10 protein-coding genes are annotated in these 18785 nt (G+C 35.6%); 5 read left to right on the plus strand and 5 right to left on the minus strand.

Going from position 1 to position 18785, the window contains the following annotated elements:
- Positions 1-9 precede the first annotated feature (9 nt).
- Positions 10-2427 (minus strand): TonB-dependent receptor plug domain-containing protein, encoded by a 2418-nt coding sequence (locus ACGLWY_RS09290; protein ID WP_396619401.1) that lies wholly within the window; start codon positions 2425-2427, stop codon positions 10-12.
- Between the two features lie 283 nt (positions 2428-2710).
- On the opposite strand from ACGLWY_RS09290, the gene lepA reads away from it, so the two are divergent.
- On the plus strand, positions 2711-4507 hold the full coding sequence (gene lepA / locus ACGLWY_RS09295) for a translation elongation factor 4 (protein ID WP_396619402.1): 1797 nt from the start codon (positions 2711-2713) through the stop codon (positions 4505-4507).
- Between the two features lie 318 nt (positions 4508-4825).
- On the opposite strand, the gene ACGLWY_RS09300 is transcribed toward lepA, so the two are convergent.
- Positions 4826-6859, minus strand: coding sequence for a tetratricopeptide repeat protein (locus tag ACGLWY_RS09300; RefSeq protein ID WP_396619403.1), 2034 nt, complete (start codon positions 6857-6859; stop codon positions 4826-4828).
- Between the two features lie 305 nt (positions 6860-7164).
- Between ACGLWY_RS09300 and ACGLWY_RS09305 the strand changes: the two genes are divergently transcribed.
- The 4 genes from ACGLWY_RS09305 to ACGLWY_RS09320 all read left to right on the plus strand — a co-directional run bounded on the left by ACGLWY_RS09305 (position 7165) and on the right by ACGLWY_RS09320 (position 14431).
- A complete protein-coding gene (locus ACGLWY_RS09305) occupies positions 7165-8571 on the plus strand; it encodes a glycogen synthase (protein WP_396619404.1) in 1407 nt (468 codons plus the stop codon).
- 6 nt (positions 8572-8577) lie between these two features.
- Complete coding sequence (locus ACGLWY_RS09310) at positions 8578-9843, plus strand: glucose-1-phosphate adenylyltransferase (protein ID WP_396619405.1); 1266 nt, start codon at positions 8578-8580, stop codon at positions 9841-9843.
- A gap of 3 nt (positions 9844-9846) precedes the next feature.
- Positions 9847-11763, plus strand: coding sequence for a 1,4-alpha-glucan branching protein GlgB (glgB, locus tag ACGLWY_RS09315; protein WP_396619406.1), 1917 nt, complete (start codon positions 9847-9849; stop codon positions 11761-11763).
- Positions 11764-12028: 265 nt separating this feature from the next.
- A complete protein-coding gene (locus ACGLWY_RS09320; protein ID WP_396619407.1) occupies positions 12029-14431 on the plus strand; it encodes a glycoside hydrolase family 31 protein in 2403 nt (800 codons plus the stop codon).
- Positions 14432-14437: 6 nt separating this feature from the next.
- Here ACGLWY_RS09320 and ACGLWY_RS09325 read toward each other — a convergent pair whose 3' ends face one another.
- The 3 genes from ACGLWY_RS09325 to ACGLWY_RS09335 all read right to left on the minus strand — a co-directional run bounded on the left by ACGLWY_RS09325 (position 14438) and on the right by ACGLWY_RS09335 (position 18627).
- Positions 14438-16279, minus strand: coding sequence for a cation:proton antiporter (locus ACGLWY_RS09325; RefSeq protein WP_396619408.1), 1842 nt, complete (start codon positions 16277-16279; stop codon positions 14438-14440).
- A 193-nt stretch (positions 16280-16472) separates the two neighbouring features.
- The gene (locus ACGLWY_RS09330) at positions 16473-18236 is read right to left on the minus strand and encodes an SLC13 family permease (RefSeq protein ID WP_396619409.1); all 1764 of its coding nucleotides are present in this window, start codon (positions 18234-18236) and stop codon (positions 16473-16475) included.
- 31 nt (positions 18237-18267) lie between these two features.
- Complete coding sequence (locus tag ACGLWY_RS09335; RefSeq protein WP_396619410.1) at positions 18268-18627, minus strand: DUF202 domain-containing protein; 360 nt, start codon at positions 18625-18627, stop codon at positions 18268-18270.
- Between the last annotated feature and the right edge of the window lie 158 nt (positions 18628-18785).

Below are 18785 nucleotides of genomic sequence, written 5' to 3' on the forward strand. Positions count from 1 at the left end.
AACCCTTTGTTATTTTTCAATGGTATAAAACACCTTCTTCACCACAGGAATACCCGTTGCGGTAATACCTTCTAAAGTCACTTTTACAGTAGTTTCAACCTCACTATTATAATAGCTTGCTTGAGAAGTGCCTGTTTGGTCTGGGTGTATATAGGGATTCCAATATAATGTATTGCGTACAGCGTCTGTGTTCTGCATCTCTAAAGATGGTTTGTTGGGGTCTGGCGAATAAAATACCCGCGCATCATAAAAGCCTTCTATATTTTGGTTAATGTTATGGAATTCTTTTTTAGACCGCACATTTGCCGTAGGGTCTTTTGTGTAAATGGCAATAACACCATTGGCGCCTTCTGAACCAAATATGGCTGCACTTGGCCCTTTTATCGCATCTATTTTTTCAACATTATCTGGCAAGATAAAATCTAATTGCGATGGGTCGAATAATGAAATCCCATCCAATATAATGTGTGCAGGCTCACTAAACCTCATAAAACGAACGGTGTTTCCATCAACAATAACACCTGGGATGTTATGCTGAATAAGTTGGTAAATATCATTAAAAACAGGGGATTCGTCTCCTACAACATAGCTATAATCGGCTATGCCATATAAACTTGGGGTCGTGTTTTTCTTCTTGGCAATAATTTCAACCTCATCCAATACATTTTCTGGTGCAATACCATAATTGACATATTTCCTTAAAATAGTCTCTTTAACGGCATTAGTAACTAAAGGAAGACTGGTTGACTGCTTTTCAAACGCTACTGGTATCGGATCTGGCTCAAATGGAAATGTTATAATTTCCCCTTTGCCCTTTCCTTTATCATTTTTCGAATTTAAAAACATATTGGCCTTTCCATAAAACACCAGGTTATCAAACTTAAACATTCCAAGAGAATCTGTTTCTGTATCAAATATATTTATCCCCGTTTTACCCATTAAGGCTAAAGTCATGTTACTATTGGCTTTTGGTTTATTTCCAAAAAGCTGCTTTACTCTACCAGCTATGGTAAACGCTTTCTCGGGTTGATAATTAAGACTATCGCTAATTTTTGGCATTTCTTTCCATAAAAATCCGCGCCAACCTTGTGTTAAAAGCAATAAATCGAGATGGTATAGCCTATTGGAATTGCTAGCATCAAAATAATAACTAGGGTTGTGTACCTGCCCTCTAATATCCGATTCCATTAAAAAATAGGAGCTGATATTTGTACCATAATCTTTGGCATCCTCTGGCCTGTTCAAATCTGTGCAACTTAATGAAAAGCTTGCGGACGCTAGAGCCCCTGCATTGGTTTTTGAAGATATATTAACCGTTACCTTTTCCGAAGGTTTATAGACCTTCTTGTCAGTTGCTACGGTTACTTGCAGGTCCTGTTCTTTTTCAATATAAACCAAGCGTTCGCTTTGCGGTCTTAAACTGGCATCGTATAATGTTAATTGGGTAATGCCTTCGGGAAAATTGGTTTTGGGCAACTCAAAAGAAAAAATCGTGCTGGATACCGATTGCCTGCCTTCAAAATAACCAACGCCCCGTGTAGCACCAACGATTGTAAGCGGCGCATTAGGCTGTTGCGCTAAGGTTTCTGAATTCGTTTTAATAGTTATGATGTCTTTATCCTTAACTTTTTTACAACTTAACAAGTAACCAGTTTCATGTGCTTTAGGAAGCGGAACCTCTATTTGATTGCCATCTGAAATTGAAATTTTAGCATGATATTGATTCCCTTTCTGTGGTTTAAGCTGAAATTTTCCCATACCTTCATGACTGCTATATAACATCCCCACAAGTTCCTCATTGGAGTCAAAAACTTTACCTTCTATTTTAATAGGGTTTCCATGATTATCAACGGCCTTAAAAGCGACAGTACTCTGAACATCATTTATAAGCGAGCCTCCTTCAGGAAAAAACTGCACATTAAAAGTGTTTTGGGAAGCTTCATTGGTATTTACCTCTGCTGTTTTAGGTTTTAACTTGCTTGCCGCTTCTTTAGTGTCTGTTTGTTTATCAAAAACATCAATAACCTCAATCTCCTTTTTAAAAACAAAGTCGTTACCAAAATTTCGGCTGTAGTTTGTATAAGCTCTTATTTGATAAGTTCCAACTTTTTTTACACCACCGGAATCGGTTAATTTAAAATCACCATACCCCAATCCGTTGTCTAATTGTGTTTTGTTTCTCGCAATTATTTTTGAATCTGGCGAAACCAATTCTACATATAATATATGACTATTATCCAAAAGCAAATTATTGTAAGCATAAACCAAATAGGCTTTATACCATACCGACTCACCTACCGTATAAAAAGACCTATCCGTATGAATATATATTTTTTCTATACTTGGAATTTCATTTTTCTCTTGGGCATTTAACAAAGTAGTTGCCAGAATACATGCTAAAAAGCACTTTAATAGTTGTTTTGTCATTCTGTTTAAAAAATTCAACATTTAATCCCTATATTATTTTAATTACGTTTTATTTAACACTAACAAACTTAAGACTTTAAAAATATGTAAAAGTTTAATTTCTTACACAATAAATTATCATAAAAATATTACAGTTTGGAAACACAAAAAATATATAAATTGAGTTTGAAAATACATTTATTATGGTAATTGCTATCAGATAATATAATTAACATGTATTCAATCTTTCAGCCTCATTTAAAAACATCTATATTTGCAAATTAATTAGGGTTTAAATTCCTTTATGAAGAACATTAGAAACTTTTGCATTATTGCACATATAGACCATGGTAAGAGCACACTTGCCGATCGCTTGTTGGATTTTACAGGCTCTGTAACCGAAAGGGAAAAACAAAACCAGTTACTTGATAATATGGATTTGGAGCGCGAACGTGGTATTACTATCAAGTCGCACGCTATCCAGATGGATTATACCTATAAAGGTGAACAATACATTTTAAACCTTATAGATACGCCTGGTCACGTAGATTTCTCTTATGAAGTGTCCCGTTCCATTGCTGCTTGCGAAGGTGCTTTGCTTATTGTAGATGCGGCACAAAGCATACAGGCACAAACCATTTCTAATTTATATTTGGCTTTAGAAAACGATTTGGAAATTATCCCAGTTCTTAATAAAGTCGATTTACCAAGTGCCAACCCAGAAGAGGTAACCGACGATATTGTAGATTTATTAGGATGCAAACCAGAAGACGTCATTCACGCCAGTGGTAAAACAGGTTTTGGTGTCGATAATATTTTAGCGGCCGTAATTGAACGTATTCCTGCACCAAAAGGCGATCCTAACGCACCATTACAAGCATTGATTTTTGATTCTGTTTACAATACTTTTAGAGGCATTGAAACTTATTTTAGAGTCTTTAACGGTGAAATAAAAAAAGGACAGAAAATTAAATTCGTTGCTACTGCTAATGAATATTATGCTGACGAAGTAGGCACCTTAAAATTAACCCAGATTCCTAAGCAAAGTGTTAAAACTGGTGACGTTGGCTATTTAATTACTGGTATTAAAACCGCCAAAGAAGTCAAAGTAGGCGATACCATTACCGATTTTGCAAACCCTACAACCAATATTGTAGAAGGATTTGAAGATGTAAAACCGATGGTTTTTGCCGGTATTTACCCTGTTGATACCGAAGATTACGAAGAACTTCGTAGCTCCATGGAGAAATTACAATTAAATGATGCGTCTCTAGTATTTACTCCCGAAAGTTCGGCTGCATTAGGTTTTGGTTTCCGTTGTGGATTCTTAGGCATGCTCCACATGGAAATTATTCAGGAACGTTTAGAACGTGAGTTTGATATGACGGTAATAACAACAGTTCCCAACGTATCATACCACGCATTTACAAACAAAAACCCTAACGAGGCATTTATTGTAAATAACCCATCGGACTTACCAGATCCTTCCTCCATAAATCGTGTTGAAGAACCTTATATAAAAGCAACCATTATTACTAAAGCCGATTTTATTGGTAATGTCATGTCGTTGTGTATTGAAAAACGCGGTATTGTTACCAACCAAACGTATTTAACTACCGAACGTGTTGAGTTAACGTTTGAAATGCCTTTGGCTGAAATTGTATTCGATTTTTACGACCGGTTAAAAACAGTTTCAAAAGGCTATGCTTCTTTTGATTACCATCCCATTGGGATGAAAGTTTCCAAATTAGTACGTTTGGATATTTTATTAAATGCCCAACCTGTTGATGCACTTTCAGCTTTAATACATGCCGATAATGCTCAAAATATTGGTAAAAAAATGTGTGAAAAGCTAAAAGAGTTAATTCCGCGCCAACAATTCGACATACCTATTCAAGCCGCTATTGGTGCTAAAATTATTTCAAGAGAAACTATTAAAGCATTGCGTAAAGACGTTACGGCCAAATGTTATGGTGGCGATATTTCGCGTAAACGTAAACTTCTGGAAAAGCAGAAAAAAGGTAAAAAACGTATGCGTCAAGTTGGTAATGTAGAAATACCTCAACAGGCATTTATGGCTGTTTTAAAGCTGAATGATTAAAAAAATTAAGCGGCATGATAATAAAAATATCATGCCGCCCTTTTTTTAATCACCTTTATTAATGTAATTTCCAAAAATGATCTCGAGAGTTTTATGTAGTCTCGATTTTTACTAATAGCACTTCAAATATAAAACGTATGTGACTGTAAGGACAAAGGTTTTTCCTCAAAATAAGTAAGGTGATTGCGTAAATATGCTACATCACAATTATTAGCTGTACCAACCACGAAATTTAACTTGGGATTTTTTGAGCTAATCTGGGAGAATCCCTTTTTATAAGCTTCTGCTGTCAACGGACGGTCTCCAATATCCAGGAAATTAAACCGGGACAATAATGTGTATGACCGTTTTTTTGTTTGGTACGGTATCTATTCTAAAAGAGCCCTTTAGCTTCTCGGCTCTTGATGCCATGTTTTTTAGCCCAATGCCCTTTTTCTCACCGTTGGCATCAAAGCCCACCCCGTCATCTTCTATGGCCAGGTTCAACCGTTCGGCTTCTAAATAAAAGCCGATCCGCACATGCTTGGCCCTTGCGTGCTTGACAATGTTCTGTACGGCTTCCTGGAGGATCCTGTAGATATTGACTTTTGTAAAATCATGGATGCTGTCAAACAGAACCCCTCTGTTTACAATCTCATATTCAAAACCGCCCACTTGGCTTTGGTCCTTTAGGTATTGGTCCATCATGGATTCGAAATTCGTTCTTGCCAGAACCTCATCCCCTTTGAGCTCATGGGACAGCGACCTGATCTCTTTTTCGATCTTTTGGATCTCGTCCAAAAACCGGTGGTAGTCCCCCATGGTACCGTCATCGCCCTTTAGTTCCAAAAAGCCCATGTTCATTCGGGTGCCCAGCAACTGGCTCAGTATGCCATCGTGCAGGTCTTCCGCGATCCTATGGCGCTCCTGCACCCTGCCCTCCTCCAGTTTCGCCTGTTGCCTGAGCATCAGGCCATAGATCTCCTGGTTCGCCTCTTGCTGTTCCCTGTCAAAAAGGAGCCGTTGGTTCTTTCCCTGCTGCAGCCTTATAAAATACAGCAGCCCCAAACTGAGTACAAAAATGGCCGCTATGACCGATATCAATAGGTTCTGCGTGCTTAGGCGCTTGGTCTCCTGTATATATTGGTCGGTCTCAAACTGGATCCGGGCGAATTTGTTCCTGTTGGCACGCTCGTTGGCTATTAGGCTGTCATTGAGCGCTATGTACTCATATAAATGGGCCTTGCCCGCCTCGCCTTCCTTTAGTCCGGAGAGCTGTTTCAGGGCACGGAGTTCTTCCTCAAATACCCTACTTCTTTTGCCGATCCTGTAAGCTGTTTTAGCATAAAAAAGGGCTTTCCCTTTTTCATTGGTGGCTTGGTAGAATTCGGACATGTCGTTGCTGCTTGCAGACAGCTCGTAATCCAGTTTTAGTTCCTCAAAAATGTTATGGGCCTTGGTAAAAAGGGAATCTATTTTAGCCGTGTTTCTATCTTTGGCCAAAAACATGGTATAGGCTATGTTGCAGAGAATGGCCCCATAGGAACCGGGGTCTTTTTTGAAAAGGTCAGGGTCTTCAAGCAGTTTATCATATTTATCAAGTACATTTTTGTAGTCGCCCATTTCTTTATAAACTTCAGCTATGTTAATGGACACATATAATTTATCAATAAAATTATTGGATATTGATAATGCCTTTTGATAATACTCCAATGCTTTGTCATGTTCTTTTAGCCTTATTAAGTTCTGCCCCAGTAAATTGTATGCATTGGATAATATCCCGAGGGTTTCTTCACTTTCCGGGATCGTCAACAACAAATTGATTACCCGTATTGTTGTCGTTTGGCTTCCTGCGTAATCTTGCTCTCCTTTTTGTAAAATAGCTATATTGTTTAAAATATTTGCTTGGGTTATTTTATGTTTGGCTATTTTAGAAAAGGATGGGTTTTTAAAATATTTCAATGCGTTGTAATAATAGTAATAGGCACTATCGTTTTTTTTTCTACTAACATGACATACATAACCTAGTTGATAATTTATATATGCAATACTGAGCGAATCCTTCAGTTTGTGTGCAAGCTTTAGGTTTTCGTGAAACATTTTTTTAGCTGTATCAAAATACTTAACGTCCCCTAAATAAACCACTGAAAGATTTTTATTTGATAGTAAAAAAACAGAATCCACACCTGTTCTTTTCGATAACGCTACAGCCTGTTTTGCGTACGCTATCCTTGTTTCTAAACCAAGTTCTGTGTTATGGGAAAGCTGTCTCAATTTGTGTATGCTGTCCAATTGGTTCTTGAATACATCGCTCTGGGCCCCTAAACTGGAAGCAAGAAACAAAAGAAATATATAAAGGTATGTTTTGTACATATTTAAATTAAGGAACAGAACAAATATAGAAACTAAAACATTTTAGCTTCCGTTTAAATATAAAATTAAAAGTGTTTTTCAGGTTATAAAGTATTTAAACAAGGAAATATTTAAATTCAGAACAGTCCTTTATACCATTATCAAAGCTGAATGATTAGGATTTCTTAATGCTTTTGGCTTTTAATGCAAAAATATTATTGAAAATTTTAATTAAACATGATTCTGCAATAATTTCTTCAAAAATAAATTTCCTTCAAAATATTGTATAATATTTTTGTAAGTTTATAAACAAAGCAAAAATATTCATGACAATTATTCATATAAGTGCAGAATGCTATCCGGTAGCTAAAGTAGGAGGACTAGCCGATGTTGTTGGGGCTTTACCTAAATATCAAAACAGCTCAAACGTGTCATCGCAGGTTATCATGCCTTTTTACGATAATATGTTTACTAAAGAAAATGTGTTTACAACTATTTATAGTAACGAAATCAATTTAGGTAATACACTTGTAAACTTTAATGTTAAAACATTAAAGGAAAAATCTTTAGGTTTTGATGTCTTTTTTATAGACATCCCCGAACTTCTATTTAAAGACTATGTGTATTCATCAGATGACACCAACCGATTTCTAGCATTCCAAATTGCAACACTCGATTGGATGCTAACATGGGAAAAACACCCAAACATTATACACTGCCACGACCACCATACGGGACTCATTCCTTTTATGCTTCAAGAAAGTTATAAATACGAAGCATTTAGAAAAATACCTAATATATTAACCATTCATAATGCCCAATACCAAGGGTGGTTTTCCCATATAAAAGTAGGCTTAATTCCATCATTTAATTTCAATAATGTTGGTTTACTAGATTGGGGCGGTACCATAAACCCATTAGCTGCAGCTATAAAATGCGCATGGCGCGTTACCACAGTATCTCCAAGCTATATGGAAGAGTTAAAGTTAGCCGCCAACGGATTGGAAAGTTTGTTAAGTGCTGAAAGTGCCAAATGTTCAGGTATATTAAATGGTATAGATACAGATGTTTGGAACCCCGAAACGGACCATTATATTGCAGGAAATTATAGCATCCAAACGGTTGACACTGGCGCAGAAACAAATAAAAAATATTTATGCAATCTGTTTAATTTAGATTTTGAAAAACCCTTGTTTGCCTTTATTGGTAGATTGGTAGGTGAAAAGGGCTCTGATCTGTTTCCCGACGTCTTCAAAATTGCACTCGAAAGAAACAATCTTAATATATTGTTGTTAGGTTCTGGTAATAGTTTTGTTGAACAACAGCTAGAAGCGCTAAAAAAAGATTATATTGGCACATACAATGCTTTTATAGGCTACGACGAAAAGCTATCACATATTATATATGCTGGTGCCGATTTTTTACTAATGCCTTCGCGTGTAGAACCTTGCGGCTTGAATCAAATGTATGCATTACGCTACGGTACCATTCCTATTGTTAGAAGCATCGGTGGTTTAAAAGACACCGTTATAGATATTTCCAAAGAAAACGGTTTTGGTATTTGCCATGATAATGTCACCGTTTTAGAAATAATAAACGCCATAGATAGAGGGGTCGCCCTTTATAAAAACCAATCGGAATACAATAATATACGTAAAAAAATAATGGAAATAGACCATTCATGGCACGTTTCAGCACAAGAATACATAAATTTATATAACTCTATAAACTAACTGATTATGATTAACAATAAGGTTTTATCCATCATTTTAGGTGGCGGTCAAGGTTCTAGACTACATCCATTAACAGAAGAGCGTTCAAAACCAGCAGTTCCTATTGCTGGAAAATATAGGTTAGTGGATATTCCTATATCTAATTGTATTAATGCCGACATTAAACGTATCTTTGTATTAACGCAATTTAATTCGGCTTCCTTAAACCGTCATATAAAAGACACTTATCATTTTAGTTTTTTTAGTAGTGCCTTTGTTGACGTACTTGCGGCAGAACAAACACCCGGAAATAAAGGTTGGTTTCAAGGAACTGCCGATGCCGTTCGCCAAAGCATGCATCACTTTTTAAGACATGATTTTGAATATGCTTTAATACTATCGGGCGACCAGTTATACCAAATGGATTACCATAAAATGATCAAAGCCCATGAAAAAAGCAATGCGGCTATTTCTATAGCGACCATTCCTGTAAGTGCTAAAGACGCAACCTCTTTCGGAATTTTAAAAGCTAACGACGAAAATATTGTAACGTCATTTATCGAAAAACCAGACGCTAGCTTATTACCCGATTGGTCCTCTGAAGTTAGCGACGACATGAAAAAAGAAGGTCGCAACTATTTAGCCTCTATGGGCATTTACATTTTTAATAGAGAGCTTTTAGTGGAATTAATGAGCGACCAATCAACAAACGATTTTGGCAAAGAAATTATTCCGCAATCTATTGAAAAACACAAAACATTAAGTTATCAATACGAAGGCTATTGGACCGATATAGGTAATATTGACTCCTTTTTTGAAGCAAATATAGGTTTAACCGATGATATTCCTAAATTCGATTTATACGATAAAACAAAACGTATTTACACGCATGCTAGAATGTTGCCAACAACAAAACTAGCAGGAACCACCTTAGTAAGAACCGTAATAGCAGAAGGCTGTTTAATTGGTGCTGCAAAAATAGAACAATCTGTGATTGGTATTCGTTCAAGAATAGGTAAAGAAACAACCGTTATAAAAACGTATATGATGGGTAGCGATTACTACGAAACATTACTTGAAATTGAAGAAAAGAAAATAAAAATTTTATTGGGTATTGGTGAACGTTGCTTTATTAAAAACGCGATTCTAGATAAAAACTGCCGCATTGGAGATGATGTTAGAATTAATGGTGGCAGCCACTTACAAGACACCGAAACAGACACGTATGCCATAAAAGACGGCATTGTAGTAATTAAAAAAGGAGCAATCATCCCTAACGGATTTGTAATATAATATATGGCGCAAGTAAAAGTTTATAGTCTATTTACAGACTTCGATATTAACCTTTTTAAAGCAGGTAAACACTATAGGCTTTATGAAAAATTCGGGTCTCATATAACCACAGTTGATGGTATTGAGGGCACTTATTTTGCTGTTTGGGCACCAAGTGCCAAACAAGTTTCTGTAATTGGTGATTTTAATTATTGGACCGAAGGCGAACACCAATTAAATGTGCGTTGGGACAGTAGCGGCATTTGGGAAGGCTTTATTCCGTTAGTAGGTAAAGGCAATATCTACAAATACAAAATTGAAAGCCATAACAATGGCATAAAAACCGAAAAAGCAGATCCGTACGCACGTCGTTGTGAGCACCCTCCAAAAACAGCGTCCATAATTTGGGACGATACCTATAAATGGAAAGACACCGATTGGATGAAAAAGCGTAAAAAACATAACGCTTTAGATGCGCCTTATTCGGTTTATGAAGTGCATTTAGGATCTTGGAAACGTCATTTAGAAGAAGACCGCTTTTTGTCATACTATGAATTGGCAGACGATTTAGTAACATACGTAAAAGACATGAACTTTACACATGTGGAATTGATGCCTATCATGGAATATCCTTATGATCCTTCTTGGGGATATCAACTTACGGGATATTTTGCGCCAACATCACGCTTTGGCTATCCTGAAGAATTTAAGTATTTGGTTGACAAATTACACCAAAGCGATATAGGCATTATACTCGATTGGGTTCCTTCACATTTCCCTGAAGACGCCCACGGATTAGGTTTTTTTGATGGCTCTTGTTTATATGAACACCCCGATAAGCGCAAAGGCTATCACCAAGATTGGAAAAGCTTAATATTTAATTACGAGCGTAACGAAGTAAAATCATTTTTAATCAGTAATGCCATTTTTTGGATGGATCAATACCATGCAGACGGGTTACGTGTTGATGCCGTTGCTTCTATGCTATTTCTAGATTATTCCAGAGAAGACGGCGATTGGGAACCTAATATTTACGGTGGAAGGGAAAATCTGGCTGCTATCGATTTTCTTAAAGAACTAAACCAAGAAGTTTATGCATCGTTCCCCGATGTACAAACCATTGCCGAGGAATCTACCGCATTTCCAAAGGTTTCAAAACCAGTGTTTTTAGGAGGTCTGGGATTTGGTATGAAATGGATGATGGGTTGGATGCACGACACCCTTGAATATTTTGGAAAAGACCCTGTTTATAGAAAATACCATCAAAACGATATTACTTTCAGTTTGGCTTATGCGTTTTCAGAGAATTTTATGTTGCCGCTTTCACATGATGAAGTCGTATACGGTAAAAACTCCATTTTAGGAAGAATGCCTGGTGATGAATGGCAACGCTTTGCAAATCTTCGTCTTTTATTTGGTTATATGTTTACCCATCCCGGAACTAAATTACTGTTTATGGGCACCGAATTTGGGCAATATAACGAATGGGATTTTCAAGCAAGTTTAGATTGGAATTTATTAGAATTCGAACCCCACAAAAACTTCCACAATTATTATAAAGCATTGAACACGTTCTATAAATCAACCCCTGCCCTATTTGAAAAAGCATTTTCAGGCGAAGGGTTTGAATGGATTAGCTACGACGACCATGAAAATTGTGTCATATCCTATATTAGAAAAGGGTATCAAACTGAAAATGATGTGGTGGTGGTTTGTAATTTTACTCCAACTGTAAGAGAAAAGTATCTTATTGGACTTCCTGTAAAGGGAAAGCTCATTGAAATATTTAATAGTGATGCTAAAGAATTTGGAGGCAGTGGCGTAACCAATAAAACCAAAAAACAGCTTGTAATCTCTGAAAAATCCTGGAATGGCAAGGCATATTCCGCTGAAATAACCTTAGCACCTTTGGCAGTTACTGTTTTTCAGTTTAAGTCTTAAACAGTCTCTTAAAAAATACTTGTTTTTTAACGTTAAAATTTAGGCGTTGTTAAGGTGAAATCAATCTTAACAACGCCTATTTTGTATAAAAAAACTGAAAAAATTATGTAATAGGGCATACTTTGTGTAAAAATTGTGAATTCTATAATTATACATGTAATTATTTGATTATTAGACAGCTTTACTTTAATATTTTTAATGAATAAATTCGACTAAAATTTAATTCTTTTAGTATTTTCGCCAACTAATTCTAACATCATTAAGAATGATATTAAACACTGAATTAGAATACAAGGGAAACCTATTTCCCTCAAACATAATTTCTTACAAAAAAAATCTAGATACCTTATCTTTTACTTCTGAAAATAATGTGGTGTTGCAAATAACTGTCCAACGCGACAGTATTTTAAGATTTAGATATACGACAACAGGCGTTTTTGAAAAAGATTTCTCTTATGCAATCACCAAATATGCAAGCAGAGGCTATAACTTTCTTGAAATAACCGAAGAAGCAGATAAATACATCATCACTACCTCCAAAATTATTTGTCATGTAGCAAAAATAGATATGAGAGTGGCGCTTTATGATGCCAAAGATAACACCCTTATTTGTGAAGACGAATTAGGGTTTCACTGGGAAGAAAGTTACGACTTAGGTGGCGACATTGTTAAAATGTCCAAAACAGCACAAGAAGGTGAAAGTTATTACGGATTAGGAGATAAACCGGTAGATAACAACCTCAAAGGGAAACGTTTTGAAAATTGGGTGACAGATTCTTACGCATACGGCAAAAATACCGATCCCATATATAAAGCCATTCCGTTTTATACAGGTTTGCACCACAAAAAATCCTACGGGATCTTTTTTGACAATACCTTCCGTACCTTTTTCGACTTTTGTCATGAACGCAGAAACATTACCAGTTTTTGGGCACAAGGTGGTGAAATGAATTATTATTTCATTTACGGCCCCCAAATGTCTGATGTTGTTTCCATATATACTGATTTAACAGGGAAACCTCACGAATTACCAGCTTTATGGTCTTTAGGATACCACCAATGTAAATGGAGTTACTATCCTGAATCTAAAGTAAAAGAAATAACGAACAAGTTTAGAGAACTGGAAATACCTTGTGACGCCATTTATTTAGACATTGACTATATGGAAGGTTTTAGATGCTTTACTTGGAGTAAAGAATACTTTCCAGATCCCAAAAAAATGGTAAAGGAACTGGCCGATAATGGCTTTAAAACCATTGTAATTATAGATCCAGGCATCAAAATCGACAAAGAGTATTCGGTTTTCCAAGAAGGTATGGATAAAGATTATTTCTGTAAACGTGCCGATGGGCCTTATATGAAAGGTAAAGTGTGGCCTGGGGAATGTTATTTTCCAGACTTTACAAACCCAGAAGTGCGCGAATGGTGGTCCAATTTATTCAAAGAACTTGTTGAAGACATAGGTGTTAAAGGTGTTTGGAACGATATGAACGAACCCGCTGTAATGGATGTGCCCGGGAAAACCTTTCCTAACGATGTAAGACACGATTATGATGGAAACCAATGCAGCCATAGAAAAGCACATAACGTTTATGGAATGCAAATGGCAAGGGCTACCTATCAAGGGCTAAAAAAATTCGCATACCCAAAAAGACCTTTTGTTATTACAAGAGCGGCTTATTCTGGTACACAACGCTATACCTCAAGCTGGACAGGAGATAACGTGGCAAGCTGGGAGCATTTAACCATAGCCAACATTCAAGCACAGCGTATGTGTATGTCTGGCTTTTCGTTTATTGGTTCTGATATTGGCGGTTTTGCCGAACAACCTAATGGCGAATTATATGCACGTTGGATCCAATTAGGTATTTTCCACCCGTTTTGTAGAACACACTCCTCGGGAGACCACGGAGACCAAGAACCTTGGGCTTTCGGAACTAATATTACTAACATTGTTAGAAAGTTTATAGAGATTAGATACCAACTATTGCCTTACTTATATACCGCCTTTTGGAGATATGCCAATGAAGGGGTTCCTATACTAAAGTCACTTGTTTTATTTGACCAAGATGATACGCATACACATTATAGAAATGACGAATTTATTTGTGGTGAAAAAATATTAGCATGTCCTATTACTGAACCAAACGCCAAAGGAAGACGCATGTATTTCCCTATTGGAAATTGGTATAATTACTGGAACAATGATATTTTTGAAGGAGGTCAAGAACTATGGGTAGATGCCGATTTAGATAGCATGCCAATTTTTGTTAAAGAAGGTGCTATCATACCAAAATACCCTATTCAGCAATATGTAGGTGAAAAACCTTTAGAAGAGCTCATATTAGATGTGTATTATAAAGCAGGTGAAGAAACATCCCAGGTTTTTGAAGATGCACAAGATGGCTATGATTATATAAAAGGTAGATATAGCCTAAGAAACTTTAAACTTTTAGGCAAAAAGAAGTCATTAATTATTCAGCAGTTTAAATCGGGTAAATACATAACCCCTTACGAAACTTTGAGGATTAAATTTCACGGATTGCCATTTAATATCTCTAAAATTCAAATTGATAACGAAGAGGCTTTATTTGAAGATGTAAAACTTAATGGAGAAAACACTATTGTTATTAGTAAGGAATTTACAGAGCTTCATATAATAGCCTAGAAATTTTTACATACCTCGTTTATTATTAGAAAAAGGCTTACCAAGATATACCAACTTATAGCCTTTTTCTATTTTATCTATAGCCTTATTGTGGGAAGAAATTATTTCTAAAACACCTTGTTTATCCTTTACTAATAAAGGAATAATGTCTACATCATTGTTTGAAATTTCAATTAATTCCTCAAAATGTTTCCGATCACTTAATTCAATTTCATGAATTTTAGGATGTTTTCTGGCTACTTCAGTAAGTGATATATAATCATCGGTTTGCGAAAACAAACCTTCTTTAGGACTACTCTCTGGGTTTTGCATTTCATCTACACTAATCAGTCTAAAAGTGCCACTTTCACCAAACTGGCTAGAAAATTTATTAATAGCATATTCATTAATATCGGCACTTGCTGTCATTGCCATTAAAAACCCAACATCATTGAGTTCTATATTATCCGCTAGGGTTTCCGAATATATGTCATTATCTATAGCTTCAAGTCCTTCCTCCAGTGCTAATTTTATTTTGGTTTGATTACTATCAATTAAAACGACATGTCTGCCGTTTTTCTCTAAATATTGCGCAATAAGTCTAGAAAAATGTGAAGCACCAACAATTAAAATGCCCTCGGACCGCTTTAGAAAAACGCCTATTAATTTAGCAAAAGGTCTTGCCGTAGTTGCATTAAGTAAAACAGTACCCAACACAATCATAAATACCAAAGGTGTAATATACTGAGCATCAACAACACCTCTTCTAGCAAGTGTTAACCCAAATAGAGAAGCAATACCGGCTGCTACTATTCCTCTTGGACCAACCCAGCTAATAAAAAGTTTTTCATTAAATCTTAATGTAGATTTATAGGTGCTAATAAATACTCCTAAAGGACGAATTATAAAAACAACCAACGCAAATAGAATAACGGCATTCCAATTAAAAATCAATAATAAATCTTCAATATTAATATTTGCTGCGAGCAAAATGAATAAAATAGAAATTAAAAGGACACTTAACGATTCTTTAAAATAAAGCAGTTCCTTTAAATACAGCGATTTAGAATTTCCTAAAACCATTCCCATTACGACCACCGCCAACAAGCCAGACTCATGAGCAAACACATCGGACAAGACAAAAACACCTAAAACAGATGCCAAGGCAAATACATTTAATAAGTAATGAGGTATCCATTTTTTATTTATTAAAAAATTGAGTGTATGGGCAAATGTAAACCCAAATGTTGAACCAAATAAAACAATTTTTCCAAATTCTATTAATGCCATTTTTGTAAATGCGCCGCCAGTTTCAACACTAATAAACTCAAAAACAAGTACCGCTACCAATGCCCCAATGGGATCTATTAAAATACCCTCCCACTTTAAAACTGCCGATACATCCTTTTTTAGGGGTATATTTCTTAAAATAGGAGTAATTACTGTTGGTCCGGTTACTATTATTAGAGCAGAAAACAAATAAGATATTTCCCAACTTAAATAAAATATATAATGGGCTGAAATTGCTGCGCCAAAAAATGTCACCAATGAGCCTATGGTGATTAACTTAGTAATAATGGGTCCCACATTTTTAATTTCGCCCATCCGTAATGTTAACCCACCTTCAAATAAAACAACACTAATAGCAAGTGATACAAAATAAAATAAGCTTTCACCAGGGAACAACCCTTTCTTTCCATCCCAAATAGGTTGAATCCATTTAGTGCCATCTGATGAGAGAAACTCTGAAGCAACAGGACCTACCAACAAACCTATAAGAATTAAAGGTAAAATGGCCGGTATCTTAAATTTCCAAGCGACCCATTGCGCCAATATTCCTATGATAACAATTCCTGCTAACTCTATCATACACTAAATTTTTGTGTTAAAATACTAATTTTATTCGATTTAAAATCCCAATTACTATACGACGCCTTTTTAGTTATTATGATTACTACTCCTATAGAGTTGAAAAGTCTTTGGTATTTCCCCTTTGGTTTAGTTCCATTGGCATATAAAAAGCCCTTGTCGCTAAAGAACATACGCTTTAATCCGTTAAAAATTAAAAAGGAAAGAAATAAGGAATAATAAAGGATGCGGCAATCCAAATAATTAAATTTAAAGGTGTTCCTACTCTTAAAAAATCATTGAATTTATAGTTTCCTGGGGCATAAACCATAGTATTTGTAGGATAGCTCATAGGTGTCATAAACGTTAATGAACACGCAAACATCACTGCCACCAAAAAAGGGCGCTCACTAACTTCCATGATGGCCGCTAGACTAATAACAACAGGTGTTAACAATGCGGCTGTGGCTTTACTAGAAATAAGGTTGGTCGAAATAAAGGTTATTAAATATAATAAACTCAAAGTAATGTGTGGGTTGTATTGCCCCAACGTTTCTTGTATAAAACTGGCTATAAGTTGGTCTCCACCTGTTTTCTCTAATGCTGTTCCCATAGATAGTACACCTGCCATCATAAAAATAACTTTCCATTCTACAGCGTTATAAGCTTCCATGGGGGTTAATATTTTGGTTAAAACCATCAATAACGCTCCCACCATGGCACTTATTAATATCGTGGTAAGATTAAGGGATGCTGCCAAAACAACGCCTATTCCAATTAACACTGCGGGTATGGCTTTTTTTAAATCAGTTTTTTTCTTTTGATATTCTGAAAGCGTTACAACAAGCTTTTTATCTTCTAAATTTTTTATATCTTCTTTTTTCCCTAAAACCAACAGCATATCGCCTTCCATTAGCTTTACTGATGATAACTTGTCGAATATAATCTCGCCTCGTTTACGAATCGCTAACACCGACATGTTGTACCGCCTATTAAACTGCATGGACTTTAAAGACCCTTCAGACAAACTGGATCCAAAGGGAACAATAACCTCATAAATATTATAATTATCTATGCTGTTTATTAGTTTGCTCCCTTTAATCTTATATCCTTTAACATCTAACAATTTATGAACCATTTGCGGCGGCAAAACAACTTTCAAAACATCTCCTTTTAGAATAATGGTTTTAGGTCCCAATTCATAATTTAAAACCCCTTTCCTCATTATGGACATGATGTTTACGTTGAAATCTAAAACCAGTTTTGAATTTATAATGTCTTTATTGATATCTGTACACCCTTCTTCTATAACAATTTCAAGAACATATTTTTCTACTTTTTTAGTAAGCTCATTATCTTCTTCTTTGCGTTTTGGAAGTAAAAAAGGCGCAATAAAGAAGATATATAGAAACCCTATAACTAGTAAACAAAGAGCTGCTAAACTAAATTCAAACATCCCAAATTCTTCTAAACCATATTTTTTAGCATAACCGCTAACCAAAATATTGGTTGATGTTCCAATAAGCGTGCAAGTACCTCCAAAAAGTGCTGCAAACGATATGGGCATTAATAACTTTCCTGGGCTAATATTGGTTTCTCTACAAACCGTTAAGGCTATGGGCAACATCAATGCCACTATGGCCGTATCGTTTATAAAGGCTGAAAACACGGCTGTAATAAAGCAAAACACAACAAGTGCCACAACATAATGAATCTTAGCTAGTTTGATAATATGCCCACTTAATCCGTTTAAAATACCCGAGTTAAAAACACCGCCACTTACAACAAATATACAGCCCAATGTTAAGGTCGCTGGATGGTTAAATCCCGAAAAACCTTCTTCTGGATTTAGAACCCCGGCAACAATAAACAGAGCCATGATAAGAATTGATGTTGTATCGATAGAAAAATAATCCTTTACGAAAAGAAAAACACCAACACCAATAATACAAAATGTGATAATTAAATCGATACTCATAATCTATTCTGTATAAAATTACTTGGGAAAATCAATTATCGTCTTTTGTGGATTCAGACATGTAATATAACCTCTTCAAGCTCTTCTTTAATAGCGTGAATCGATAAATTCCTATAACAAAAAAAAGGGCACTGAAAAAAAGTGAGGCAAAAGCTAAATATTTGAAATTCGGAAAAATTTCCAGTTGAAAAAAAGCAATGCCTCCCAGCAACAAATACAACGAAGATCTAATGTAAGAAAGTAATGTGCGTTCGTTTGCTAAACGCGTGCGCTCAATAGCAAGATAGTCCCTTAAAATAACCTCTTCATCAGGTTTGAAGTCCCGTCCAAATCGTAAGAGATTCATCTTTTTGATTTTTAATGGTGTTTCAACAATGCGTTTTAGTGACATCTCAAAAAATTATTTTTATAAATCTAATCGAATTTTTAAAGGTTTCAAAAGAATGTTTTACTTAATTATAATAACAAAATGTTAAATAAATCTAATAAACGCAATGATTTTTGACTTCTCATTAACGTTTTTAGTAATTTGCAACATATTTTATTTCA

The sequence above is a fragment of the Mariniflexile sp. HMF6888 genome (assembly GCF_044335535.1).
Lineage (GTDB): Bacteria > Bacteroidota > Bacteroidia > Flavobacteriales > Flavobacteriaceae > Mariniflexile.